24 protein-coding genes are annotated in these 23,442 nt (G+C 62.2%); 10 read left to right on the top strand and 14 right to left on the bottom strand.

Annotation, left to right across the window (positions count from 1 at the left end; translation table 11 throughout):
- Nucleotides 1–46 precede the first annotated feature (46 nt).
- Nucleotides 47–244 carry a hypothetical protein gene (locus ACGYLY_RS05990; protein ID WP_395282517.1) on the top strand — a complete coding sequence of 66 codons (198 nt, stop codon included), beginning with the start codon at nucleotides 47–49 and terminating at the stop codon, nucleotides 242–244.
- Between the two features lie 237 nt (nucleotides 245–481).
- Here the strand turns inward: ACGYLY_RS05990 and ACGYLY_RS05995 are convergent, their stop codons facing one another.
- From ACGYLY_RS05995 to ACGYLY_RS06005, 3 genes are all read right to left on the bottom strand, one after another.
- Complete coding sequence (locus tag ACGYLY_RS05995) at nucleotides 482–1,096, bottom strand: molybdenum cofactor guanylyltransferase (protein ID WP_395282516.1); 615 nt, start codon at nucleotides 1,094–1,096, stop codon at nucleotides 482–484.
- 105 nt (nucleotides 1,097–1,201) lie between these two features.
- Nucleotides 1,202–2,755 carry an NADH-ubiquinone oxidoreductase-F iron-sulfur binding region domain-containing protein gene (locus ACGYLY_RS06000; RefSeq protein ID WP_395282515.1) on the bottom strand — a complete coding sequence of 518 codons (1,554 nt, stop codon included), beginning with the start codon at nucleotides 2,753–2,755 and terminating at the stop codon, nucleotides 1,202–1,204.
- Nucleotides 2,756–2,867: 112 nt separating this feature from the next.
- Nucleotides 2,868–3,251, bottom strand: a complete 384-nt coding sequence (locus ACGYLY_RS06005) for a PaaI family thioesterase (protein ID WP_395282514.1) — start codon at nucleotides 3,249–3,251, stop codon at nucleotides 2,868–2,870.
- 54 nt (nucleotides 3,252–3,305) lie between these two features.
- On the opposite strand from ACGYLY_RS06005, the gene ACGYLY_RS06010 reads away from it, so the two are divergent.
- On the top strand, nucleotides 3,306–4,070 hold the full coding sequence (locus ACGYLY_RS06010; RefSeq protein ID WP_395282513.1) for an enoyl-CoA hydratase/isomerase family protein: 765 nt from the start codon (nucleotides 3,306–3,308) through the stop codon (nucleotides 4,068–4,070).
- Nucleotides 4,071–4,500: 430 nt separating this feature from the next.
- On the opposite strand, the gene ACGYLY_RS06015 is transcribed toward ACGYLY_RS06010, so the two are convergent.
- Complete coding sequence (locus ACGYLY_RS06015) at nucleotides 4,501–5,646, bottom strand: hypothetical protein (RefSeq protein ID WP_395282512.1); 1,146 nt, start codon at nucleotides 5,644–5,646, stop codon at nucleotides 4,501–4,503.
- A 386-nt stretch (nucleotides 5,647–6,032) separates the two neighbouring features.
- Here ACGYLY_RS06015 and ACGYLY_RS06020 point away from each other — a divergent pair, with 386 nt between their 5' ends.
- Nucleotides 6,033–6,473: a hypothetical protein gene (locus tag ACGYLY_RS06020; protein ID WP_395282511.1), complete on the top strand. Its 441-nt coding sequence runs from the start codon at nucleotides 6,033–6,035 to the stop codon at nucleotides 6,471–6,473.
- A gap of 40 nt (nucleotides 6,474–6,513) precedes the next feature.
- Here the strand turns inward: ACGYLY_RS06020 and ACGYLY_RS06025 are convergent, their stop codons facing one another.
- On the bottom strand, nucleotides 6,514–9,204 hold the full coding sequence (locus tag ACGYLY_RS06025; RefSeq protein ID WP_395282510.1) for a PEP/pyruvate-binding domain-containing protein: 2,691 nt from the start codon (nucleotides 9,202–9,204) through the stop codon (nucleotides 6,514–6,516).
- Between the two features lie 159 nt (nucleotides 9,205–9,363).
- On the opposite strand from ACGYLY_RS06025, the gene ACGYLY_RS06030 reads away from it, so the two are divergent.
- A complete protein-coding gene (locus ACGYLY_RS06030) occupies nucleotides 9,364–10,032 on the top strand; it encodes a helix-turn-helix domain-containing protein (RefSeq protein ID WP_395282509.1) in 669 nt (222 codons plus the stop codon).
- A 107-nt stretch (nucleotides 10,033–10,139) separates the two neighbouring features.
- On the opposite strand, the gene sod is transcribed toward ACGYLY_RS06030, so the two are convergent.
- Nucleotides 10,140–10,742, bottom strand: coding sequence for a superoxide dismutase (gene sod, locus ACGYLY_RS06035; RefSeq protein ID WP_395282508.1), 603 nt, complete (start codon nucleotides 10,740–10,742; stop codon nucleotides 10,140–10,142).
- Nucleotides 10,743–10,930: 188 nt separating this feature from the next.
- Here sod and ACGYLY_RS06040 point away from each other — a divergent pair, with 188 nt between their 5' ends.
- From ACGYLY_RS06040 to ACGYLY_RS06055, 4 genes are all read left to right on the top strand, one after another.
- Nucleotides 10,931–11,917: an alpha/beta hydrolase gene (locus ACGYLY_RS06040; RefSeq protein WP_395282507.1), complete on the top strand. Its 987-nt coding sequence runs from the start codon at nucleotides 10,931–10,933 to the stop codon at nucleotides 11,915–11,917.
- Between the two features lie 6 nt (nucleotides 11,918–11,923).
- A complete protein-coding gene (locus ACGYLY_RS06045) occupies nucleotides 11,924–12,883 on the top strand; it encodes an alpha/beta hydrolase (RefSeq protein ID WP_395282506.1) in 960 nt (319 codons plus the stop codon).
- Between the two features lie 185 nt (nucleotides 12,884–13,068).
- Nucleotides 13,069–13,743, top strand: coding sequence for a hypothetical protein (locus tag ACGYLY_RS06050; RefSeq protein ID WP_395282505.1), 675 nt, complete (start codon nucleotides 13,069–13,071; stop codon nucleotides 13,741–13,743).
- A gap of 113 nt (nucleotides 13,744–13,856) precedes the next feature.
- Nucleotides 13,857–14,144, top strand: coding sequence for a hypothetical protein (locus ACGYLY_RS06055; protein WP_231183351.1), 288 nt, complete (start codon nucleotides 13,857–13,859; stop codon nucleotides 14,142–14,144).
- A gap of 50 nt (nucleotides 14,145–14,194) precedes the next feature.
- Here the strand turns inward: ACGYLY_RS06055 and ACGYLY_RS06060 are convergent, their stop codons facing one another.
- From ACGYLY_RS06060 to ACGYLY_RS06080, 5 genes are all read right to left on the bottom strand, one after another.
- Nucleotides 14,195–15,556: a dihydrolipoyl dehydrogenase gene (locus ACGYLY_RS06060; RefSeq protein WP_395282504.1), complete on the bottom strand. Its 1,362-nt coding sequence runs from the start codon at nucleotides 15,554–15,556 to the stop codon at nucleotides 14,195–14,197.
- Between the two features lie 61 nt (nucleotides 15,557–15,617).
- Nucleotides 15,618–16,040, bottom strand: a complete 423-nt coding sequence (locus ACGYLY_RS06065) for a twin-arginine translocation signal domain-containing protein (protein ID WP_395282503.1) — start codon at nucleotides 16,038–16,040, stop codon at nucleotides 15,618–15,620.
- A complete protein-coding gene (locus ACGYLY_RS06070; RefSeq protein ID WP_395282502.1) occupies nucleotides 16,037–17,065 on the bottom strand; it encodes a hypothetical protein in 1,029 nt (342 codons plus the stop codon). Before ACGYLY_RS06070 ends, ACGYLY_RS06065 begins: the two co-directional genes overlap by 4 nt.
- Nucleotides 17,058–17,273 carry a DUF4177 domain-containing protein gene (locus ACGYLY_RS06075; protein WP_395282501.1) on the bottom strand — a complete coding sequence of 72 codons (216 nt, stop codon included), beginning with the start codon at nucleotides 17,271–17,273 and terminating at the stop codon, nucleotides 17,058–17,060. The genes ACGYLY_RS06070 and ACGYLY_RS06075 overlap by 8 nt, the downstream gene beginning before the upstream one ends.
- Before the next feature lie 68 nt (nucleotides 17,274–17,341).
- Nucleotides 17,342–18,214, bottom strand: a complete 873-nt coding sequence (locus ACGYLY_RS06080) for an amidohydrolase family protein (protein ID WP_395282500.1) — start codon at nucleotides 18,212–18,214, stop codon at nucleotides 17,342–17,344.
- A gap of 143 nt (nucleotides 18,215–18,357) precedes the next feature.
- Between ACGYLY_RS06080 and ACGYLY_RS06085 the strand changes: the two genes are divergently transcribed.
- On the top strand, nucleotides 18,358–20,373 hold the full coding sequence (locus tag ACGYLY_RS06085; RefSeq protein ID WP_395282499.1) for a hypothetical protein: 2,016 nt from the start codon (nucleotides 18,358–18,360) through the stop codon (nucleotides 20,371–20,373).
- 19 nt (nucleotides 20,374–20,392) lie between these two features.
- On the opposite strand, the gene ACGYLY_RS06090 is transcribed toward ACGYLY_RS06085, so the two are convergent.
- The 3 genes from ACGYLY_RS06090 to ACGYLY_RS06100 all read right to left on the bottom strand — a co-directional run bounded on the left by ACGYLY_RS06090 (nucleotide 20,393) and on the right by ACGYLY_RS06100 (nucleotide 22,749).
- Nucleotides 20,393–21,589: an SLC13 family permease gene (locus ACGYLY_RS06090; protein WP_395282498.1), complete on the bottom strand. Its 1,197-nt coding sequence runs from the start codon at nucleotides 21,587–21,589 to the stop codon at nucleotides 20,393–20,395.
- Between the two features lie 83 nt (nucleotides 21,590–21,672).
- On the bottom strand, nucleotides 21,673–22,236 hold the full coding sequence (locus ACGYLY_RS06095; protein ID WP_395282497.1) for a hypothetical protein: 564 nt from the start codon (nucleotides 22,234–22,236) through the stop codon (nucleotides 21,673–21,675).
- Between the two features lie 51 nt (nucleotides 22,237–22,287).
- Nucleotides 22,288–22,749, bottom strand: coding sequence for a MaoC/PaaZ C-terminal domain-containing protein (locus ACGYLY_RS06100; protein WP_395282496.1), 462 nt, complete (start codon nucleotides 22,747–22,749; stop codon nucleotides 22,288–22,290).
- 51 nt (nucleotides 22,750–22,800) lie between these two features.
- Here ACGYLY_RS06100 and ACGYLY_RS06105 point away from each other — a divergent pair, with 51 nt between their 5' ends.
- Nucleotides 22,801–23,238: a hotdog fold thioesterase gene (locus tag ACGYLY_RS06105; protein WP_395282495.1), complete on the top strand. Its 438-nt coding sequence runs from the start codon at nucleotides 22,801–22,803 to the stop codon at nucleotides 23,236–23,238.
- Nucleotides 23,239–23,442: the final 204 nt, after the last annotated feature.

The raw sequence follows: 23,442 nt of genomic DNA on the forward strand, positions 1-23,442 counted from the left end.
CACGAATTCCGAGTAAGATTCATACGCGGTTCTCTGAAACACACTCGTGTCGCTCCAAGACGTTCCCTCCCGGCCGGAAATCGTCCTCCTCGCTCTCGGCTATCTCTCCATCTCGCAAGCAGAGCATCTCCCGGACGGGGCGGAGATTCTCGGCTACGTGACGGGATTTTTATTGCTCGCGTTGATTCCGCTGCTCATATTGGACGACGCCGAGTCCCGTTCGGAAGCTAACGGTTCGAAATAGCGTCCATTCGGTTTCGTCGGACGGTCCTCGTTACGGCAGCCGCAGCGTCTAGCACTTTCGTATCGGTAGAGCGGTAGGAGCCCGGGTAGAAATTGACACTGTAAACGCTGACAGCACCTCTGAATGGGGCGAACAGACGGCACGGTCGTTCGTGAAGCGGTGTGCCGTACTCCCGCGGATCGCTTCACGGCGCTCGATGGCGGATAGAGGGTCTGGCCCCCATCTCGTATATAAACTTCAGGTCCGTTCGAGTCGGGCTTCGGCGCGTTCGAACTCTTCTCGGGTGTTGACGTTCTCGAACGAGGAGAGCGACCCGTGTTCGGGGAGGTCGTCCGCTCCGACGACGGCGTAATCGAGTTCGAGCAGCGGGTCCACGACTCGCCGCTCGCCACGGGCGAGAGCGGCATCACACGCCTCGACCATCGGGTCCGTTCGGTACACCGCGTGGGTCGTCTGCAACCAGCCCTCGAATCGAGGTACTGCGGCGTCACGACCGCGTGCTCGATTCAGCAGATAGGAAACCAGTTCCGGGTCCACGAACGGCATGTCGCAGGCGAGGACGACGGCGTACTCGTGGTCGCAGGCCGCGAGTCCGGTTCGAATCCCGGCCATCGGTCCGGTGTCCGAGTCGGTATCGACGGCAAAACGAGATGGGAGCGAGTAACCGGACAGCGCATCGGCGATAGCCGCACGCTGATCTTCCCGGCAGTTGACGATCAGTTCGTCGACGGCATCGGCGACCCGGTCGGCGACGCGCCGAATCATCGGCACTCCCGCCAGCGGAGCGACCGCTTTGTCCGGTTTTCCGAATCGGGTCGAGCGTCCGCCGGCGACGACGATTCCCGCGGGCATGTTTTCTCGTATGGGACGAGCGAGTAAGTTTCTGCGGTCACTCCCAAACGTTGGAATTGCCCAAGATTATATCGCGATATGCGATATATTTCGGCGAGTCTCCAGCTACTGCATCCGTTCGCACGTACCGGTCGGACAACGGCCCTCGGCGTGCGCGTGGAACTCGGGTTCGAATTCGTCCATCGCGGTCGTTACGGGACGGGAGGCGGTTCGACCGAAGTGACAGATGCTCGTATCGCGCATCGTGCGGCCGAGTTCGCGGAGCATGTCGTCCTTGAACTCGCCCGAGTACACGTCCCGGAGCAGGTTCGTCAACTGCTTCGAACCCTCGCGGCAGGGAACACAGCGTCCGCAGTTCTCCTCTTCGGCGAACCGCGCGCGAGTCCCTGCGGTCGCCACGGCACACCGTGACTGGTCGAACAGTTCGACGACGCCGTCGGTCCCGAGGTGTGCGCCGGTCAGCGCCGGGGCGCTCGGCGTTCGGTCGAGCGAGCGCGTGACGCCGCCGAACTGCCCGCCGATGCAGGCCATCTTGAACTGGCTGTCGAGCGAGACCGCTTCTCGAACCGTTTCCAGACTGCCGCCGGTCGACAGTTCGATGGTCGCGGGTGCCGTAACGTCGCCCGTCACGGTCACGAGTCGAGTTCCAGGGTCGGCGTCCTCCGAGTCGAACGCGTCCGGGGAACGGAGGATTCGCCGGATCTGTGCGAACGTCCGCGGCGTGTGGATGACGGTCGGCCGACCGTAGAGGCCGTGTTCGCCGGGTGACGGAGGACGAAGGCGGGCCTCCAGTCGGTCGTTACCCTCAAGCGCTTCGAGGGCCATCGTCGGTTCCGCCGCCATGTACATGTCCGGGCCGGTTGCCGTCCGAATCGTAACGTCAGCCGCGGCGTCCGTGTCCATGAACGCGTTCATCGCCTCTCGAACCCGTTCACGCGTTCCGACGGCCGATTCGGGGAAGTAGGCGATGATGTCTTCTGCACCGACGGCTTTGGCGACCGCCGTTGCCCCGTCGAGAACGGCTATCGGGTCGGCGTCCAACAACGTCCTGTCCGTGTCGTTCGTGTCGTCGATTTCCCCGGCGTTCACGACAACTACGGGTTCGCCGTCGGTGTCGCGGGCGATTCTCCACTCCTCGGCTACCGGTTCGTCCATTCTCGCATCGCCGCGTCCGCGCCCCAACAGGCCGATCGTCTCGACCTGCGAGATGACGGCTTCGGGAGCGTCGGCGGCCTCCGTCGCGACGAACTCCTCGTATCCCGCCGCCGTCGTCGGGTCCACCCACCCGCATCGTTCGAGGACGTCACGTCGGCCGACGGACAGCGGACCGTCTTCGGGCGTCGGCAACGTCGTTTGCCCCTCGTCGTGGCTCACGACGGCGTGAGCGTCCTCCTCCACGACGGTTCCGTCCGAAAGGGATTCGGCGAGGGTCCGGGCGTGCTCGGGGGTACAGTTCGCGTGAAACGCGGTCGTTCCGTCGTCGGTGACTGAGACAAGGGGGGTCAACCCCTCTATTCCGACCGGACCGACATCGACGACCGCCACCGTTTCCGCTACGTCGCGTGCACCATCGAGTACTGCTTCCGCGTCCTCGCGCCCCGCCCCGGCTGAAACGCGAAGGATCGGTGCATCGAGTGCAGGCGAATCAGAAGTTCCCATTCCCCAACTACTGGCACCGCCAATGGATAAAAGATTATGACCGATTTACCGACACGAGCGGAGAAACGAACCCGACGACGTCAGAACGTCGGTTCGATATCGGTTCATCGTGCTACCCCGTCTTGTAGACGCCGCGCGCTTCTGCAACGTGTTCGTCGTCCTCGTCGTAAACACTCACGTTGACGGTTCCCACGTCGCTCCCGTTACGCACTACGTCGGCCTCAGCATAGAGGTCGCCCGTTCCGGCGCTGAGGTAGTCGATTCGCATATCGATGGTCGGAACCGGTTGGTCGTTGAGTGAGACGAGCGCCGCGCCGCCAACGGTGTCCGCGAGCGTGAACGTGACTCCGCCGTGGGCCATGAGTCGGTCCTGATTCCACGACAGTTCCTCGCGCATTTCGAGTCGCCCCTCGGCGTGTCCATCCGCCGCCTCCGTGACTTCGACGCCGAGCAGGTCCGCAAACGGCATTCCCTCGAAGAACGCTTCGATATCCATACCACGACTGTACACGGGAAGTAATTAAATGTGCATGGGGCGACCCACTCAAGTATGCACGTTTCCGACGACGACGGCATCCGGACGATAACGTTCGACCGCCCCGAGGTTCGAAACGCCTTCACGCCCGAGGCCGCGGGCGAACTCGCCGAAATCCTCGCGGAGAGCGACCCGAACGTCCACGACGCCGTGGTGTTGACCGGCGAGGGCAAGGCGTTCAGCGCGGGCGGCGATATCGAGTCGATGGCCGAACGCGAGGAAAACGTCAGGGATGCCTACGAACGCGTCACCGACACGCTCTCGCGCGCGGTGGCGGAGGTGCTCTCCGCGCCGGTTCCCGTCGTGGCCAAGGTCAACGGCGACGCGGTCGGTGCCGGGATGGCGCTCGTCACGGCGTCGGATTTCGCGTACGCCACCGAAACCGCTCGGTTCGCGGCGTCGTTCATCAACGTCGGTCTCATTCCCGACATGGGCGGGACGTTCATCCTCCCGCGGCTTGTCGGCCTGCGGAAGGCGAAGGAACTCGCGTTCACTGGGGAGCTGATTTCGGCCGACGAAGCAGTCGAATTGGACATCGTGAACGAAGCCGTCCCCGACGAACAACTCGACATCCGAGTCACCGAGCTCACTGATACGCTGGCCGAACAGCCGACTCACACCATCGCACTCGGGAAGCAAGCTCTCCACGAGAATTTAGGAAAGGACTGGCGCGAAGCGCTTGATTACGAGACGATGATTCAGTCGCAAGCGTACGACATGCCCGCCCACTCGGAGGGCGTCTCGGCGTTTTTGGAAGGTAGAGAACCGGACTTTCAGTGAGGCGTCGCGGGACTACATTTCTCCCGAACCGCGACTTTCGAGCGAATTCGTGTTCACATACTGCGATGTTCCTGCACCGAGGCTGTCGAATCTCGAACTCATGAATCATATATCGCTCTATAGAATCACCGTCACATGGTTCGAACCGTAGCCCATCGTAATTTCTCGGATTTTCCCGGAGAGAGGACAGGAGCCGGCGATACCGCTCGAACGTCCTCGCCGCACCATCCGCCTCGAACTGTTTACCGTCAGCAATATTTCGCCTTCGCGTGTCCAGTGGTTAGTCAATCGTCAAAGGGCCACGGACAGTGTACGAAGGTTACTTTCACACGGGGGTTCAATCTCGTCGCACGGGAGGACGGCTGCTTTAATCGGGTGCAGCCTGTTCACACCGCGGCGAATCGACGCCGGTAGTGGAATCCCCTCCCGCTTAGGCGGGGTACAGCGTGGGGCCGTACCACGAGTACAATCGCTTGAAGTGGTCCTCGCCGTTGTCGAACCGGGCGGAGACCTCCTGTTTGGTGATCTGTTTTTCGCCCATCGACGGTTCCCAGTTGTCTATCGTGACCAGACTGGACGGTTTGAAGCCGACGAAATTGGTACGCGTATCGTCGCCCCAATCGGCGTTTATCTTCAACTGCCACTGGTTGTACTCGTTGTACGCGGAGGATTCGTCCACCACTTCGACGTTCGGTTGGGTGTAGGTCCACGAGAATCCGGCCGTGACGTAGCCCGTCTGGTACCCGATGCTCACGCTTATCGAGTACCCTTTCGACGTGGACCCGCTCTTGGTTCCGTACGGTTCCCACTGCCCGTAATCGACGTCCGCGTTCATCTCGCCCTCGTCCCACCGGTGTTGCACGCGGCCCCAATCGTTCTCGTATTCGGAGTCGAACGCGCTGGTCCCCGGTTCGAACCCGGCAGGGGTGTGGAACGCGTGTGCCTCCTTTTCGTCCTGCTTCGTGCTCGTGTACCAGTAGTTCGTCATTCCGGCCACACCGTAAGGGTCCAATGCGTACTCCAACCGGTGTTTTGCGAACTGCGACATGTTCTGTGTGTTGGTAATCGTCTGGTTGGACTCCGTGGTCGCTCGTTGTTCCGAAACAGCGATGTCCGAGGCGAGTTCCGCGGTTCGCCGGGTGAACCGGTCGTGAATCAGCGCTTCGGCACGTCCCGATTGCGCTTCCAGGTGCGTGGTCTCTTCATCGGCGAGTCCGACGTACTCGTGGGCACTCCCGTTTGCATCGAAACCGAAGGCGTACGCCACGACCGCTCCCGGCGAATCTTCGTGCGTCCCTGCTGGAATCGCGTCCAACGAGCGGCCGTTTTTCCGCTCGTAGTCGCGAACGGCACGCTTCCGGAGTTCGTGGCGCTGCTTCTCGGAAACCGACTTCCCGTTCACCGCCGTTGCGGCGTGGACGTTACTTCCGCGAGGGGCTGTGCCGGACGGGGAAATTTCGGCGCTGGCGAATCCGGACCCGGCGACGAGACCCGTCACCCCGATTGCTCCGGCCTTGAGAACTGTTCGTCTATCGGTGCGTTTGCTGCTGTGTTCCGCGGACGAATCGTCTTTCATACTCCAGCACAGACTATATTTTGACTATTAATATAATTAATTGAATATACTAGAAATTAATTTAATAATGGATCATTTGTATAATTAGGGTGTTGTAGCTCTCCGTTCGATCGTTTTTCTCTTCGGAGGAACACGGGTCGCTCCCATCGACAGCCACCCTCGATGCGGTGTCGAGTTGCACCGAGATATCGTCGAACGCAATTGCCAGCCGAACGTTTGGTTGATGAATAAGCAAAAAAAAAAACGAACGAAGCTCGATTGGAACGACCACCCGCGGCGCTCAGCACCGAGGACGCACCATCGAGGAGAGTACGTCGTCGCGTAGATCGGTTCCGCCAACCGCGACGACCGAAAGTTCGATTCGCCGGATACGTTCGATCCGACCCATGCGGTCCCTGTACTCCGCGCCGTGTATCGCTTGTGCTCGGATGTCGATAAGCGCCGTGAGCGGCAGTGATATCGGCGAAGTGAGTTCGCTGTACAGCTTCGGACGGGACCTCGGCGGCGCGCTCGGGGTCTCCGAGTTCGGTATCGTCTTCGACCGAAAACTGATCAACGAACTAGCAGACGTGCTTCCGAAAGGCGTCGATGCGAGCGTCGTCTCACAGAGCCCACGGACCATCCACCAGCTTTCGCCACAGCTTCAAGGGAAAATCCAGGCACCCGTGGACGCCTTTCACGTCGTCTTCCTCGTCGGTGTCGTCGTCCTCGGGATGAGTCTGATCGTCTCGCTCGCACTGCCGGACCACGAACTGAAAGAACTGTCCGGCGCCGAGATGCGTGCCACAGCGGACGGCGGTGTAGTCAATGGCACCGACGAGAACTAATCACGACCCGTTTCGCTATCGCTTTCCGGCATCCGTATTTTCACAACCGTCCGACGGTTCCGTTTTTGCCGTCGACTCGAATCCGATCGCCGGTTCGAATCTCGGCGGTCGCATTCGAGACGGAGGCTACCGCCGGAATGCCGTATTCCCGAGCGACGAGCGCACCGTGCGTCATCCGCCCGCCGACTTCCATGACGAGTCCCGCCGCGTTCAGGAACAGCGGCGTCCAACCGGGGTCGGTGGATGGCGCGACGAGAATTTCACCGGGTTCGAGGCTCCCTTCGGACGGGTCCCGGACGACGCGGGCTGTCCCTTCGACCACGCCCGCGGAGACGGCCGTCCCGACGAGCATCTCCCCGTCGACGTCCCGATTATGCGCGGCCGTCGGATGTTCGCCTTCGCCGGTCAGCAACGGCGGCGCGGTCAGGTTCGAGTATCGTTCGTGGGTCCGTCGCCGCCATTCGATGTCCACGTCCACCGGGGTCCCGCCCAGCAAGGCAAGGAGTTCGTCGCGCCGAAGGAACCAAACGTCGTCCGGGCGCTCGATGCGCCCGTTCTCGGCCAGCGTTTCCCCGGCCTCGGCACAAATCTCGTGGACCGTCGCGAACACGTGAGCCATCCCCTGTTTCGGGAATTCGCGGAACGGCATCGCTTTCCGGTAGCTTCGAATCAAGTGGCGAACGACGCGTTTTCGAATCGGTCCCAGTAGTCCGTGATTCGCTCGCGCTTCCAGTCGGCGCTGGGCCGTCGTCGCACGGCGTTGCAGTTCGTCTATATGTTCTCCGGTTTCGCGTTCCGTACCGTGGGAAACGTTGCTCCGAATCGTCGAGAGGAGCACCGACGGGTCGTCCCGCCACCGCGGCCGACGGAGGTCGATTTCACCCGTCGCTCGATGGCCGAATCGCTCGATGAACGACTCGAACGCCTCCACGAACCCCTCGCCGCCCGAACGAGTTCGAATCTCGTCCAGCGATGCGCCCGAATCGAGCGCCGCCTTCACTTCAGGGGCGTTCCCGGCGAGCGCCGCCAACTCCCCGAGTTCGCCGTTCATTCGAGTGACGACTTCGTCCGGAAATCCCTTTCCGATGGCGTCCATCTCGTCCGTCGCGTCGGGGAAGACCTTCCCGAGCAGGCGCCCTGCAACGACGCCCGGAAGTATCGACGCGCCTTTCGGTGCGATATGTCCCAAGAAGGCGACGATATCGATGCCCCCGAAGATCGCTCGAACGCGTCCTTCCGTCGTTTGCGGTGCGCGGAGTTTGCTCGCCTCTTTGTTTCCCCACGCGTCGCTCCACGCCCACAGTTCGTCGAGTTCGGGAAGACCGAACACGAGCGAGCGAACGAACCGGAACAGCGCCTCGAACACGATAGGCCGGAGCGATGGCCCGGCACGTCGGATCGCTCGGAGTACCCGCACCCACGCTGCTATTCGTCCGCGTTCCGGGATGTCGTGTCCTCGGTCCCGCAACACTTCCCGGAGTCCGTCGGATGCCGGTTCGCTAAGGAACGACAACGCGTTCGGCACCCGCCGTCGGAACGGTGCGAGTCGAACGAGGGGCGTCAAATCGACGTACACTCGATTCCCGGCTTCCGCGGACAATCCTCCCGACTCCGGTGGTCGAAAGCGTTCGACCCCGCCGTCGATGAACGACCGCCAGAAATCCACGACGAGGGGCGGCAACGCCTCCGGCATGGCCTGCTGGTGTCCGAAACTCATGTACACGTGCAACAGGCCGTCGTCCGGTTGGGGCGAAACGAGCGGAAAGAGGGACGTGATGGGACGGGACTGGAGGACGAACAGTTCCCCGTCTCGAAACGCCCATTCGATGTCCTGTGGCCCATCGAACAGATCCTCGATTTCCTCGCCGCACTCTACGAGTCGATGCACCCGCTCCCCCGAGAGCGCACGCCGGCCCCTGAAATCGTCGGGAACGGTCCCGCGTTCGACACCGCCTTCGTCCCCCGATCGCACCCGAACCGTTTTCCGACCGATATCGTACGATAGAACGGTATCACGCTCGCGGTCGAAGCGAATCGTATCGGCGGACACTTCCCCGGCGACGATTGATTCGCCGAGTCCGTAGTTCGCTTCGATGACGGCCACGCGTCTGTTCTCCGTAATCGGGTCCGCGGTGAAGAGCACTCCCGCCGTGTCCGCATCGACCATCGTTTGTACGACGACTGCCAGCGCGACGTCCGAACTCGGAACGTCGTTTCGAAGCCGATACGTGACCGCTCTGTCGGTGTACAGGCTCGCCATGCAATCGCGTACCCTGTCGAGGACGTCGTCGGGTGAGACGTTGAGATACGTCTCGTGTTGCCCGGCGAACGACGCTGTCGGGAGGTCCTCGGCGGTCGCACTCGACCGCACGGACACGGTATCCGCGTCGAGGTCTGCCAGCGCGGTTTCGATAGCGTCCCGGACGTCGATTGGAAACGAAGCGTTTCGAATGCGTTCCCGTATGGTCGCGCCCAGTTCGCCGATACGGTCCGCGTCCGTCGGGTCGAGTTCGTCAACCGCTTCGATCACTCGACGGGTTTCCGGATCGGTGACGAGGGTCCGATACGCGTTCGTCGTCACGCAAAACCCCGTCGGGACGGCGATACCCGCGTCGACGAGACGGGCGAGGTTCGCACCCTTCCCGCCGGTGACACACGGGTCGGTCGCGCTCTCGTCTCCGAACGCGAGGGTGAAGGCTGCATCGTGGAAATCCGCTCGTGAGTAGTCCATTGTCTTTCTGGCTCGTGAGTCGGTAACGGCGTCCGGGACAGTTCTCCCTGTAACGGACGCCACTACCGGATATCTAGGAGACGATTGGAGTTATGAGCCGTAAATCGTTATCCCGGGTATGGTCGGCTAGTATATGAGTATGCGAATATAGCGTCCCGTATGAAGTACGCTCGGCTCACCGGCACGCCCGACCCGAAGCGAACGCCGGAGATCTTCGATCTGCTCGCGCGGTCGTCGTTCGTCGACGAGGCGCGGTTGTACGACTGGAACCTCTCCGAGGACGCCGTAACTGCCCTCTTGGAAGTCGACGGAGAGAGGGAGCGATTTCGGGACCAGGCGGTCAGCGTGACCGGGATACGGTCGGTGGATACGACGCGGGTATCCGAGGACCGATTCACGCTTCTCGCCGTACTCGAACCCGACGCCGTTCCGCTGTTGAAGAGGATGGTCGCAACCATTACGCAGGAGGGGTTGGTGGTCGAAAAACCGTTGGTCTACCGCGACGGGCAGGTTCACGCCCGTCTCGTGGGAAGCGCGGCGGTTCTTCAGAACGCGGTCGGCGGGTTTCCTCCGGAGATAAACCTCGAAATCAGCGCTATCGGGGAGTTCGACCGGAGTCGTAAAACCCCGCTCTCCGATCTCAGCGACCGGCAACGGGAGGCGCTGCTCGCGGCCTTCGACCTCGGATACTACGAGCATCCGCGACGCGCGACACACGAGGACGTGGCCGCTCGACTCGACTGTGCCCCGAACACGGTTTCGGAACACCTCCAGAAGGCGGAGTTGAAACTCATCACCGAACTCCTCCGATCAGAGTTCGTACGCTGAGACGGCGGGAGTTTCACGATGGTTCACGGCGGTATCTCCGGTCTCGGGCGACAGAACCGCGTCACTGGCAAAAATAGTGGTACTCCGATAGTTGTGGTCGCGTCGCGTTACTCGAACAGTTCGACGGCCTGCTCGTAGCGGTCGGCGGATTCCTCCCAATCGACGACCTCGAAGAAGTTGTCGACGAAGTCGCCGCGGTCCGGCCCGTAGTCGTAGTAGTAGGAGTGTTCCCACACGTCGAGGGCGAGAATCGGGTGACTACCCCAAAGTGCGCCCTGGTCGTGTTTGTCCACGACGAGGTTCCGGAGTCGGTTGCTGAAGGAGTCGTAAACGAGAAGCGCCCAGCCGCCGGCGGCGCTCGCGGCGGCCTCGAACTCGCCCTTCCACGCCTCGTAGCTACCGAAGTCCTCCTCGATGCGGTCGGCCAGCGCGCCCTCGGGAGCGTCGCCGCCGTCGGGACCCATCGATTGCCAGAACAGGTCGTGCAGGACGTGGCCGCTGCCGTTGTGGGTGACGTTCCGAATGGCACCCGCCGAGGACGAGAAGTCGCCTTCGTCGCGGTTCGCCGCGAGGGTTTCCTCGGCACCGTTCCATCCGTTGACGTAGCCTTGATGGTGCGTGTCGTGGTGCCACGTCAGCACCTGCTCGGAGATGTGCGGTTCTAGTGCGTCGTAGTCGTACGGGAGCGGCGGTAGTTCGTATTCGCTCATCGATATCACCGAATTCGGATACGTCCGGCGATACCATGAGGATTTCCTGTAACGAATTCAAGTAGGGTCGCTGTCGTTTTGTGCGGAGGGAGCGATGGAGGACGAGTACGTTCGAAGACAGGTCTGACATCCAACGCACCTGTTGGTTGGCCAACGAGATTATGGCCATCGGTAGCATATGGCGTTCGATGAGTACAGTAACCGACGAGCGACGCGCTCACGAACTCGATTCCGACGCACAGGCACTGTTGGACAAATTGGTCGAGGAGGGTGCCCCCGACCTTTCGCATCTCTCGCCGGAACAGGCCCGCGCGCTGTTGGGCGGGCTTTTCACCCCCGACGTGGAACCCGAATCGGTCGCCTCGGTCGAGGAGCGAAAAATCCCGGCGTACGCGCGGGACATCCGCGTTCGAATCTACGACCCGTCCCCCGGCGAATCGCTTCCCGCGGCCGTCTACTTCCACGGCGGTGGCTGGGTCGTCGGCGACCTCGACACCCACGACGGCGTCGCGCGGTCGCTCGCCAACGAGGGTAACTGCGTCGTCGTTTCCGTGGACTATCGGTGCGGCCCGGAACACCCGTTCCCGGGTGCCGTCGAGGACGCGTATCTCGCGACGAAGTGGACCGCTGACAACGCCGACGAAATCGGCGCGGGCAGGGGACTGGCCGTCGTCGGCGAAAGCGCGGGCGGCAACTTGGCGACGGTCGTCGCACAGATGGCCGTCGAAAAGGAAGTCGATGCACCCGAAATCGAGCGTCAGGTGTTGCTCTATCCCGTGACGGACCACTCGTACGACACCAAATCGTACGAGGAGAACGCGGACGGATACTTCCTGACCGCCCGCGGGATGGTCTGGTTCTGGAATCACTACCTGCGCGACGACATCGACGGGGCCAATCCCCGCGCGTCTCCGCTTCGCGCACCGGAAGAGACGCTCGCCCAACTACCCCCAACGACGTTGGTTACGTGCGGATACGGCCCGCTTCGGGACGAGGGGTACGCCTACGCCGAAGCGCTCTCCGATGCGGGCGTCCGCGTGGACCACACCAACTACGACGGCATGATTCACGACTTCGCCAACATGCGCCGACTCGCCGACCCGTTCCCGGGCGTCGAAGCCGCGGAGGACGTGCGCCGACGCGCCGGCGAGGCGCTTCGAAGGACGTTCGAATGAGGACTCATGGCCCGGACTGAAACGATTCGACGCGAACGGGCCGACTTCGAGAGCGACGGAACGCGCTGTGCGGCGTGGCTGTATCGGCCGATCGAATCGGCGTCGGCCGGCGTCGGAAAGCCGCCGGTCGTGGTCATGGGCCACGGGTTCGGACTGACGCAGGAGATGTGCCTCCCATCCATCGCCGAACGGTTCGCCGAACGCGGACTGTCCGTGCTGACGTTCGACTACCGGTCGCTCGGCGACAGCGACGGGGTGCCGCGAAACGTCGTGGACCCGTTCGCACAACTCGACGATTGGAAGGCGGCGGTTTCGCACGTCAGAGCGATGGATGATATCGACGGCGACCGACTTGGCGTATGGGGGTTTTCGTTCGGTGGCGGGGAAGCGCTCATCACCGCCGCCCGGGAGGACGCCGATGCCTACGTCGGACAGACGCCCGTGTACGACGGGATTCGAACCGTCCGGTACGTCGTCGGCCAGCAGGGACCGGAGTACGGTCTGCGCATGTCGGCGGCGTCGTTCAAGGACCTCGCCCGAAAATACGCTCGTCGCGAGCCGTATTACATTCCAATCATCGGTGACGCCGAGGAGGGGGAAGTGGTGGCGCTCCCCTCACCCGGTTCGAAGGAGGGCCACGAAGCGATGCTTCCGGAGGAGTGGGGACCCGAGGAGCGAGCGGAGTGGAATCGGTGTGCCGCACGTGTGATTCTCCAGACGGGACGCTATCGACCCATCAAATACGCCGACGCCGTCGACTGTCCGGCCTTCGTCGTGGAAGGGACCGAGGACCAACTCGCACCACGAAGTGCCATCGACGCGACGGTTTCGAAGCTCCGAGACGTGAACTGGGTCGCATACGACACCGACCACTTCGGTGCCTTCTTCGGCGACCTGTTCGAGGAAGTGGTGGAGCGGGAGGGCGCGTTCCTCGAATACCACCTGCTCGATGCGGTCCGACGGTGACCACGATCAGCCACCGTCACCGCCGGTCGTCCTTTATCGCGGCCGGCACACCGTTCCTCGGAGCGGTGTGAATGGCGTTTCATCGACGGCTGGTGCGGCCTCTGAAACCGGCCGATAAATCACCGTGAAAGCGGAGTTGTTGTCAAAAATCCACCGAACTATTTAACGGAATCGGGACCTAGGATATGACACACGAAATGGTCCCTGATCCCTTCACGACCGCCGTCGTTGTGTTCGCAGTCGGTATCGGACTCGCGTTCACCTACTTCGGCTACTCATTCGTGACGCAACTCACGTCGCTCGTCGGCGGTCTCGGCGGTGCCCTGTTCGGGAGCTTCGCCGCGCGAACCCTCGCTCCTTCGTTCGGAATCGCATCGCCGGACCTCCTGCTCGTGTCGCTCGTCGGAGTCCTCATCGGTGGGTTCATCGGAAGTCGAATCGCGTACTCGGCACAACGGTTCGTCATCATCGGGGTGAGTGTCATCACTGCCGCGTCGGTGGCCTACTCCTCGCTCGGTTCGGGCGGAATGGAGTCGATAGCCATCCCGATGCTCAACGGGGCCATAGACCCCGTCGTCGGGTCGCTGGCCGCCGCCGCCGTCATCGGTATTTTCGTCTGGCGGTTCTACCTCCCGTTCCTGACGATCGTGACGAGCCTCTTCGGCGCGACCATCCTCCAACGACTCGCGCGCCAGTGGGGAACCGTCCTGCCGGTGTTTCACGCCGACGTGTGGACGACGCTCGGAACGAACGAGGTCCTCTGGTTGCTCCTCGTCGGATCGGGCATCGCGATTCAGTATCGGCGCTATCGCCGGACGAAATCACGCGTCGGGTTGCGGCGGTTAGCCCCCGGCCGCTGACTGGTCCGTATTTTTATACCACCCATTTTTCTACTGGTCTGTTTTCATACCAATATCTTGTCCAATACCACAAAGCTTTCACCCACGCTGTCAAAAGCTACTGTTGAAACCACATGTCCGTCTGGTTGGTCACCTACACGTACAGAGACGGAAGCGTCGTCCGCCGCACCCTCGACGCCCCCACGATAGACGACGCCTACGAGGCGTCTACCCTCCCGAAAACTGTCGGCGGTCGCGTCCTCGATACAATCACTGTCGAGGAGCGGGCGCGGCACTCCGACGTGCATCACACGTCCATCGAGTTCGGAGAGGAGCAACGCTGTACCGAACCCACTCCGCAGACGCGGATGGTGGAGTCCGGAAAACGGGCACCGAAAGTCGCCCAGAGCGACACGCCGTAAGTCACATCGCAATCGGACACACTCCGGCCGACGCACTGACGAGCCGTCGTCTACTCGACGTCCTCGAAGGCCTTGAGGATGACTTTGCTCAACGACGGATGGATGTGAATCGTCCCAGTGACGTCGCCGACCGTCCCGGACCCGCTCGCCAACGCGAGGAGGACTTCGTGAATCAGCGTCGAAGCGTCGGTACCGATGATGTGACAGCCGAGGATTTCCCCGTCGGGGTCCGCGAGGACCTTGACGAATCCGTCCCTGTCCTTGAGCGCGTTCCCCATCACCGTCTCGCCGTAGGCACATCGTCCGACGAGGTACTCCCGTCCGTCGTCCCGCAGTTCCTCCTCGGTCCGTCCGGTTCCGGCAACCTGCGGTGACGTGAAAATCGCGTGGCCCATAGCGGTGTAATCGACCGCCTCACCTTCGCCGTCGAGGGCGTTTTTCACGACGTATTCCACCTCGTGGTCGGCGGCGTGCTTGAACTCGTAGGTCCCGATAACGTCGCCGTGTGCCCAGACGTTTTCCGCGCTCGTTTCGAGGTACTCGTCCGTCTCGACGTAACCCCCGTCGTCGAGTTCGATGCCCGCCGCTTCCGGGTCGAGGCGGTCGGTGTTCGGTCGTCTGCCCGTCGCGACGAGCACCTCGTCGGCCGTGACCGCAATCGGTTCGCCCTCGTCCGCTGTCGCCGTCACCGTCACCCGTCCGTCCTCCTGCGTCACGGCGGTGGCTTCGTAGCCGACGTGAACCGTGTGGCGACGGCGGGCGACTTCCGTGAACGTCTTCGCGATTTCGCGGTCCTCGGTCGGGACGAGGACGTCGTTTCTCCCGATGATGGTGACGGCGGTTCCAAGGGCTTCGTAGAAGTAACCGAGTTCGGCGGCGATGTAGCCGCCGCCGATGACGACCAGTCGGTCGGGCCGTCTGTCGAGGCGAAGCGCGTCGGTGCTCGTGAGGTAATCCACGTCCTCGATACCGTCGATGGGTGGAATCGCGGGACGCGCGCCGACCGCCACGACGACTCTGTCGCCCCGAATCCGCTCGTCGCCGACTTCGAGGGTTCGTTCGCCGACGAACCGCGCGTCCTCGCGGAACAGCGTGACGTTTTCGCGCTCCCTGATGGCGCGTTCCATCCGGTCTGATTTGACCGCCATCGCGTCGGTCACTTCGTGGACGATACGCGGGAAGTCGATTCGATCCAGTTCGGCGTCGAGTCCGAACTCGCCAGCACCGCGCACGGTTTCCGCGACATCGGCGCGATGAATCAGCGTCTTCGACGGGTTACACCCGCGATTGACGCACGTTCCGCCGAGCGGTCCGCGTTCGACGAGCGCCGCGTCCAACCCTCGGTCGGCGGCCGCGAGCGCCACTTTGTTTCCGGTTCCCCCGCCGATGACGACCACATCGAATTCCTCCATTCCAATCTCCCCGCTCCCATACGACGGGGACAGTGAAGAATTTCACCGCGGAAACCCCGACCTACAGAATCCGGTTGCCGCTGACGTTCACGGACACCGTATCGACCGTCTTGCCGTCGAAATCGACCGCCGAAAGCGTGGACTTGCCGACCGGCACGAACACCTTCTTCGACGTTTGGCCGCTCTGGACGGTACCGGTGTCGAACTCGCTCCCGCTCGAACTGATGACGACGAGTTTTCTGACGCCGTATCTCGTCGTCGCGTCCGATGTGAGACTGACGCTCGCGCTCACCCGACCGCTGGCCCACGGTTCGCTGACCGAAACCTTCTCGAACACCTCCGAGTCGTCGATTCCCGAGACGCTCGCTTTCGGGTCGAGGGTCAGACAACCGCTCGTGCCGACGAGTCCGGCCGCGGCGGCCGCACCGAGGAACGCTCGGCGCGAGCGTCCGTTCCCCTCTTGGTTCGCGTCCCTCCCCGTCATCGCTGTGAATCCCTCAGGATGAGCGGTCCGATGGCGAGCGTTCGCTTTGCGACCGTTGCGATGCGCAGGATGTAGGAGACGAGCAGCATGAACGGAATCAGCGTCACGCTGAACGCCCCGCCGACGACCAACAGAATGTCGGAAAACCCGAGTGTCGTCCCCGTGAACGTCCCGCTTCCGACGAAGGCGAGCATCGCACCCGCGACGAACAGCGCGGGAATCGCGGCGTACAGTATCATCTGCGAGAGGTCGATGAGCGCCCACTGGAAGTAGAGCGTCTTGATGTGTTCACGAGCGGGACCGAACATCGACAGCGACGTTTTCAGCTGCTCGAATCGACGGAGTTGGTCGTCCGACAACTCGTCCCGATACTCGTCGCGCATCCGCTCGACGTGGAAAATCTTCCACGAGTAGTTGAAATCGAGCGCCGCGAACAGCACGTCGAACGTGCCGAACTTCGCGCCGTCGAGTTTCTCCTTGACCGTATCGGCGTTGCCGGTGAGACTGTCGATGAACTCGTCGAGTTCGTCGCGCAACTCCCCGTTTCCTTCCTCGCCGACCGAATCCCGCAGTTCGTTCGCCCGACGCTCGGTCGTGTCGATGATCTCGCTCAGGAACGCGGACGGGTCGGATGGCGTCGTGTGACCGATCATCTCGCCGACAAAGTTCCGGAAGTCCATCGCGTCGCTCATCCGCCCGCGTTGGTCGCCGAGCGGGCCGTTCTCCTGCGAGATGACCAACTGGGTGATGGTGACGACGAGCGTCGTCGCGGTGATGTTCGCGCCCAACAGGGTCGAGAACATCGTCTCGATGGTGTCGCTCCGTGCTACCGCGGACTTCAGCGGTGGATACAGGAACGTCCCGGCGAGGACGAACGCGATGAAAAAGAGCAGGACTATCACGCCAGTTACGACTAACCGTCTCGCGCCGAGAACGATCCACAGTTTCGCTCGGCTTTCACCCGCCCGCTCACGCATCGTGTTGGCGGTGCTGATCTGGTCGCCGTTGTCGTCGCTCTCACTCATCCGAATCGTCGTCGTCCCTCCATGCCGGTCGCTTGAAGACGAGATACTTCGTCCCCCCGCCGACGTACTCGATGGTCGACACCAACTCCCAACCCTCTTCGCCGAGATCGTTCAGATCGTTTACGGGGTCGATTGACTCCTTTTTCGTACTCCCCCGCGGCGGCCTGATGGTGTGGTATTCCCACTGCTCGGTCGCTCGTTTCGCCATTGATTGTTGGTTCGGCAACGGGAATGAATAGAATTGTGGCCCCGGACCGTCGTATACCCAGGTTCCGACTACAGGTCGAGGAACTTCTCGGCGTTCTCCCAGAGGATCTTTCGCTGGACCGCTTCGGGGAAGTCGAGGTCCTCGAACTGGTCCAACCACTGTCCCGGCCGAATCATCGGGTAGTCCGTCCCGAACATCACCTTGTCCTGCAGGAGCGTCTTCGCGTAGTGGAGGACTTGGTCGTCGATGTACTTCGGCAGCCATCCTGAGAGGTCCATGTAGACGTTCCCCTTCTGCTGGCAGATGGCGAGTTGCTCCTGTTCCCACGGGAACGCGGGGTGGGCCAGGAGGATTTGCAGGTCGGGGTGTTCCGCCGCCACGTCGTCGATGAGCATCGGGTTGCCGTACTTGATTTTGAGGCCGCGTCCGCCGGGTGCGCCCGCACCGAGCGTGGAGTTACCGCCGTGGAAGACGACGGGGACTCCGAGGTCCTCGATGGTCGAGAACAGTTCCTCGTGTTCGGTGGCACTCGGGTCGAAACCCTGTGCGATCTGCTGAAATTTGAACCCGGAGAGGTCGAGGTCGTTGACGACGCGTTCGGCCTCCTCCACGCAGTCGTCTTTCAGGGGGTCAACGCTACCGAAGCCGATGAAGAAGTCGTCGTACTCGTCGCGGACTTCGGCGACGTAATCGTTCGGCACCGGCGGGTTGCCGGTGTTCGTCTCCGCGTCCCACCCGAGGAGAATCGTTCGCCCGATACCTGCCTCGTGGTACTCCTCAACGAACGATTCGTAGGTGTCCGTCTCCATCTTCGCGCCGAACTTGCTCGCCGCGTCCTCCATCATCTGCCCGCCCGCGTCCTCCAGGAATTCCTTCGTGGGCTGATGGGCATGCGTGTCGATGATCGGTGTCTCCTCCCCTTCGAGTACGTCGAGGGTCATACGCGATAGTTCGCCGGAGAGGTGAAAAAGATGGCCGAACCGGCGTCGTGCAGTCACGTCACCGATCCTGCCATCATGAACAATAATTTTAGTAATTAAACCACGTATTAATTTTATGGATTATACGCGCGTCTCTGTCGAAGATGTCCGAGAAATCCGATACACGAGACGATCGAACGGCGATGCTCGACCGGCGGTCGTATCTGAAAATCGCAGGCAGTGCGGTGGTTGCGGGGGGGACCGCCGCCGGGATCGCCCCGACGATGGCGTCATCGGCAGGCACGAACGGGACGATATCGGACCAAACGACGGCACCGAACGACGTTCCGGACCCGGACGACTTCCAGTACGACGACGTGTACGACGTCGTGGACGACCTCGGGATGGACCCAACCGGCGAGGAACCGATAGACGACGTCCTCCGCGACAACTTGGCGAGCAACACGAAACTGGAGTTCCCGCAGGGAACCTTTCGCGTCACCGAGTTGGTGTACGACTACGGGGAAGGACTCCACGACTTCGGGATGGTCGGCGTCGAAACGGGCGCGACCATCGTCCTCGACACGCCGGATAGCGCCACCCAGAATCCCGGTGCATCGTGGCTGTCCCTCGGCGGAAGGGAGTCGTACAACATCCAGTACGAGGGATTTCGACACGACGTCGGAAGTGCGCCCGAAGCGCCGAGGATGCAGATCAACGTGGACGACGGGTTGCTCGTTCGGGACGTTCTCCATCGGGGTGTTCACGACGGTTCGCTGGGACCGTTCGTCTTCGGCCTCTTCAGCGAGGACGGAACCGGACTCATCGAGGAACTGCGCGCCCCCGACGGTGCGCCCGACGGGAGTGGCGCGGTGGGTCTGTTCGTCCACCAGTACATGAAGGGAAGCCTCGAACTCAGGAACTGCTGGATAGAGGGGTTCCCGAACAACGGACTCTACGAGTCGAGCAAGAGCACCGGCACCGTGACGGTGAACGGCGGTCTGTACAAGAACAACAACATCGCCAACGTTCGCCTCGCCGGGTCCGGCGGCACGGTTCGGGACTGCTGTGTCGTCGTCAACCGCGCGCATTCCGACCCGGACTTCCCGACGAACATGCGCGGCATCTGGCTGTTCGCCGACGACGCGACCGTCGAGAACTGCGACGTGGTGCAAGTCGCCGACGCGCCGAGCGACGGGGGAATCGTCGCCGCCGGGAGCGGGACGACCGAAATACGGGACACCCGAATTCGAATCGGTACGGACGACACGGCGGCGATGTACGCCGTGAAACCGGATTCGACGCCCGCACCGGTCGTCTGTTCCAAGGTCGAGGTGAAGGGCGACGCGGACCACACGGGCAACGGGAATCCCGGCAGCGCCGCCCTCCGCGCCTTCGGCCGTCCGAACTCCGTCTTCTGGTCCTGTTGTGTGAAACAGACCGGCAACGACCGGGACGGCCTTCTTCTTCAGTACTGTGACGAAAGCAGGGTGAAGGGCGGTTCGTTCGACGTGACCGGGGACGCCATCGCCCTCGATCATTCGAGCGACGTGATACGAAAGAACAACTCGATCGGAACCGCGGAGTGCGCGAATTCGACCTGTCCTGACGACGTGAACACGACGGTCGATCGGTTCAAGGACGACACGCTGTCGAATTACTCGTTCGACCGCGGCGAATCCGGAGCGAGCGTCGTTTCGTCGCCCAAACGAACCGGAAAGAGCGCGCTCTCGATCGCCGACACGGCCACGGAGATGACGAGTACGGACGGCCTCCCGACGTATCCCTCGGCGGGCGGAACGGTCAGTTACTGGCTTCGCGGCGACGGCGGCGCGGCGGACGTCAACCTCTCCTACGGCGTGCAGGACGCCGACAACCGATACTTCGTCCGCGTGGACATCGCCAACGCCGACCTCATGTTGTTCCGCTACGAGGACGGGACGGCACGGCGACTGGATTCGGACTCGTCCGGCTACACCCTCTCGCAGAAGGCGTGGTACGAACTCGTCGTGGACTGGAGCGAGGAGGGCAACCACATGGCGACGCTTCGAGACGCCGACGGCAATCGCGTCGCGAGGGTTTCCGGGAGCGACGGGATGTGGTCGTCCGGCGGCATCGGCTACGACGCGTATCTCGACTGCGGACAACGGGTCGTCATCGACGACGTGACGCTGCAGTAGTGCGGGTCCCGTCAGACCGTCAGAGTCCCGCGCCGAGCATGAGGACGGCGACGGCGCTGGTGACGATTGCGACGGGGACACCCACCGACAGCAACCGCCAGATTGAGATGTCCACTCCTCTGCGGGCGGCCTGCTGTAACGCGATGAGCGTGGCCGCGCTGGCGATGGGCGTGGCGTTTCCGGCGAGCGTGCTGACCGCGGAGAGGACCAGCCACCCGGATTGACTCGTGACGCCCGAGGAGAGGAGGACGACGGCCGGAACGTTGCTGATGAGGTTCGACAGGACGAACGTCAGTCCGGCGAACCGCCACCCAGCGCCGAACCCGGAGACGAGTTCCATCAGCGACGTTTCCTCCAAACTCCCGACGAGGACGAAGATGCCGACGAACAGGACGATGATGCTCCAGTCCATCCCGTGCAGTATCTCCTCGCCGGGAACCCGACGAAACAACTGGAGCCACGAGATGTGGAGAATTCCCATCGATGCGGCGATGATGCCTGGGTCGGAGTTCGGGAAAGCAATGAGGAGGGCGAACGTGGCGAGGAGGAACGCGACGCTCGACAGCGCCCACCGCTCGTCGATGTCGGGGACGGGAATCGCGGGGAGCGTCGTCCCGGCGGCCGTAATCGGCACGAGGACGACCGCCGCGATGGCGAGGCACACGAGTGCAACCGGCGCGAGGTGAGCGACGAACTCGACGGATGTCAGGCCGCTTCGATTCAGGATGTAGGCGTTTTGCGGATTGCCGAGCGGCGTCGCCGCGCTGCCGATGTTCGCGCCGAGGACGACGGCGATGAGCGGCGGCACGGGGTCGATGTCGGCGTTGCGAATCACCTGCACGAGGATGGGCGTCAACAGCAGGACCGTCGCGTCGTTGAGCGCGACGGAACTGAAGGCGGCGGCGACGACGAGCGTTCCCACGGTCAGCCGTCTCGCCGTCCCGGTGAAATCCACGAGGTACGACCCCGCCCACCCGTAAAAGCCGCTCCGAGAGAGCGCCTCGACGTGGGCGAGCATGCCGAACAACAAGAGGAGCGTGCTCGTATCGACGCTGGCGAGCGCCTCGTCGGGCGAAATCGCTCCGAGCGCGAGGACGACGACGGCACCCGTCGCGCTCGTCAGCGACCGACTGAGGGGGTAGACGCGGATTTGATTGAAAAACAGCAGACCGAAGGTGCAGAAGACGACGGCGATGACGAACGCGTCGGAAACCATGTCGATTTTATTACCAGGGGGAGATATAGGATGTTCGGACGGGACGGAACCACGGAGGATGACTGATACCGCCGAAATCGGCGTCAGTCGCTACGAAACGTTCCGATCCGTCGATTTGCGTGGATGGAGTCGTACACGTCGATGCGAACGTCGTTCGGGGCAGGAAGCGAATCGCGGTCCACGACGGTCACGTTCGAATACACGAGCGAACTCGTTTCGGTCGCATCGGTGCGTTCGGTCGGTTCGCGCATCATCGCCGCACGGATCGACCAAACGCCGCTTCGAGCGACTCCACCGGGAATGGGGGAGACGAGGAACGGATTCTCCGCCGTGGTTCGCAACTCCGAGACGAGGAGGAACCGGTCGTCGAAGTTCGTTGCCATCAGGTCCGACATCCCCTCGCCGACCGTTTCGGCGTTCAATCGTTTGGCACCGAGTTCGCTCGTCAGCACCGCCGCGAAGTACTGCGTTTTGGGATTCGAATCGCTCAACCCACCCTCGATGAACCTGTCGTCGCTGTCGTGCAGTTTGCCGTACCCCCAGTCCATGGTGAGGTCGTGATGGAGGAGGTCGCGGCCGAGGAACCCGCCGGTAACGGCGGCGATGCCGAGTCCGGTGCTGGCACCGAGGAACGTACGGCGTTTCATACTACCCATCACTTGTTAGAAGAATAAAAACAATCCGGTCGTTTCGAACGTTCAGTCACGACGCTTGATGAGGAACTTCATGTCGCCCTCGAAGACGACGGTGTCCTCCTGATTGGTCATCGTGGTGTCGATGACGACGAGTCCGGCGTCGTCGCGACTGGAGAGTTCCTTCGTCTCGATGACCTCCATGTCGAGCGAGATGGTGTCGTCCATGTGGACGGGGGCGGGGATATCCATGTAGTTCATGCCGAGGAACGCGAGAACGGTGCGCTCCAAGAAGCCGCAGCGGTAGACGAACCCGGTCGCTAGCGAAAACGTCATCGGTCCGTGGGCGACGCGCTCGCCGAAGTACTCGTCCTCGGCGTAGTGTTTGTTCGTGTGGAGTTCCGTCCAATCGCCCGTAAAGGCAGAATGCATTACGAAGTCGTACTCGGTGACCGTCCGGCCGACGCTCTCGAACGTCTGGCCCTCCTCGAAGTCCTCGAAGTAGTGCGGTTCGTAGCTGTAAGCCATGTCGAACCCCACTCGGGAAGAATATAAGTAACTACTGTGCGGAACCGCCACATGGCGAATGTCCCGGACGAGAGATACGACGAAATCGCAAGCGACCCCTTCTGTGCCACGCTCGGAATCGAACTCACGAACCTCGAATCGGGAACGGCGCGAACGGAACTCACGGTTCGGGAGGAACTCCTGAACTTCCACGGGACGCCCCACGGCGGGGCCGTCTACTCGCTCGCGGATGCGGCGTTCGCGGCCGCGTCGAACGCCGACGGCGACACCGCCCTCGCGCTGGAGACGAACATCTCCTATCTCTCGGCGGCGAAGGTGGGTGAGACGCTCGTCGCGGTCGCAGAACGCGAGGACGAAACTCGACGTACCGGGTCGTATCGAGTCGGGGTTCGTGTCGAGGGAGAGGAGAGTGACGAAAACGGAGGGGACGAGAAAAACGAGAGGGGCGCGGAAATCGCCATCTTCCGCGGCAGGGTGTACAAGCCCTGAGTGACGGGAATACCCATTTTCCCCGCCGAGCGTGTCGACAGGGAAGACGGAATTCCACTACCGGTTTCCGTTACATCCGACCCCAGTCACTGGGTCTTCGATAGTGATATTCGAAGCCTATTTTTATCGAGATGATAGTTACATCGAGAACTGCGAGCGGTAAACGCCTTTAAAAATATATCCTGAAAGAAATGAGAATTTTAT

The organism is Haladaptatus sp. CMAA 1909 (genome assembly GCF_043952005.1).
GTDB lineage: Archaea > Halobacteriota > Halobacteria > Halobacteriales > Haladaptataceae > Haladaptatus.

Bases quoted from the DNA above. Each gene is read 5' to 3' on its own strand.
- ACGYLY_RS05995 (WP_395282516.1), bottom strand. From the start codon at position 1,096: ATGCCCGCGGGAATCGTCGTCGCCGGCGGACGCTCGACCCGATTCGGA.
- ACGYLY_RS06000 (WP_395282515.1), bottom strand. From the start codon at position 2,755: ATGGGAACTTCTGATTCGCCTGCACTCGATGCACCGATCCTTCGCGTT.
- ACGYLY_RS06005 (WP_395282514.1), bottom strand. From the start codon at position 3,251: ATGGATATCGAAGCGTTCTTCGAGGGAATGCCGTTTGCGGACCTGCTC.
- ACGYLY_RS06010 (WP_395282513.1), top strand. From the start codon at position 3,306: ATGCACGTTTCCGACGACGACGGCATCCGGACGATAACGTTCGACCGC.
- ACGYLY_RS06015 (WP_395282512.1), bottom strand. From the start codon at position 5,646: ATGAAAGACGATTCGTCCGCGGAACACAGCAGCAAACGCACCGATAGA.
- ACGYLY_RS06020 (WP_395282511.1), top strand. From the start codon at position 6,033: ATGCGGTCCCTGTACTCCGCGCCGTGTATCGCTTGTGCTCGGATGTCG.
- ACGYLY_RS06025 (WP_395282510.1), bottom strand. From the start codon at position 9,204: ATGGACTACTCACGAGCGGATTTCCACGATGCAGCCTTCACCCTCGCG.
- ACGYLY_RS06030 (WP_395282509.1), top strand. From the start codon at position 9,364: ATGAAGTACGCTCGGCTCACCGGCACGCCCGACCCGAAGCGAACGCCG.
- sod (WP_395282508.1), bottom strand. From the start codon at position 10,742: ATGAGCGAATACGAACTACCGCCGCTCCCGTACGACTACGACGCACTA.
- ACGYLY_RS06040 (WP_395282507.1), top strand. From the start codon at position 10,931: ATGAGTACAGTAACCGACGAGCGACGCGCTCACGAACTCGATTCCGAC.
- ACGYLY_RS06045 (WP_395282506.1), top strand. From the start codon at position 11,924: ATGGCCCGGACTGAAACGATTCGACGCGAACGGGCCGACTTCGAGAGC.
- ACGYLY_RS06050 (WP_395282505.1), top strand. From the start codon at position 13,069: ATGACACACGAAATGGTCCCTGATCCCTTCACGACCGCCGTCGTTGTG.
- ACGYLY_RS06055 (WP_231183351.1), top strand. From the start codon at position 13,857: ATGTCCGTCTGGTTGGTCACCTACACGTACAGAGACGGAAGCGTCGTC.
- ACGYLY_RS06060 (WP_395282504.1), bottom strand. From the start codon at position 15,556: ATGGAGGAATTCGATGTGGTCGTCATCGGCGGGGGAACCGGAAACAAA.
- ACGYLY_RS06065 (WP_395282503.1), bottom strand. From the start codon at position 16,040: ATGACGGGGAGGGACGCGAACCAAGAGGGGAACGGACGCTCGCGCCGA.
- ACGYLY_RS06070 (WP_395282502.1), bottom strand. From the start codon at position 17,065: ATGAGTGAGAGCGACGACAACGGCGACCAGATCAGCACCGCCAACACG.
- ACGYLY_RS06075 (WP_395282501.1), bottom strand. From the start codon at position 17,273: ATGGCGAAACGAGCGACCGAGCAGTGGGAATACCACACCATCAGGCCG.
- ACGYLY_RS06080 (WP_395282500.1), bottom strand. From the start codon at position 18,214: ATGACCCTCGACGTACTCGAAGGGGAGGAGACACCGATCATCGACACG.
- ACGYLY_RS06085 (WP_395282499.1), top strand. From the start codon at position 18,358: ATGTCCGAGAAATCCGATACACGAGACGATCGAACGGCGATGCTCGAC.
- ACGYLY_RS06090 (WP_395282498.1), bottom strand. From the start codon at position 21,589: ATGGTTTCCGACGCGTTCGTCATCGCCGTCGTCTTCTGCACCTTCGGT.
- ACGYLY_RS06095 (WP_395282497.1), bottom strand. From the start codon at position 22,236: ATGAAACGCCGTACGTTCCTCGGTGCCAGCACCGGACTCGGCATCGCC.
- ACGYLY_RS06100 (WP_395282496.1), bottom strand. From the start codon at position 22,749: ATGGCTTACAGCTACGAACCGCACTACTTCGAGGACTTCGAGGAGGGC.
- ACGYLY_RS06105 (WP_395282495.1), top strand. From the start codon at position 22,801: ATGGCGAATGTCCCGGACGAGAGATACGACGAAATCGCAAGCGACCCC.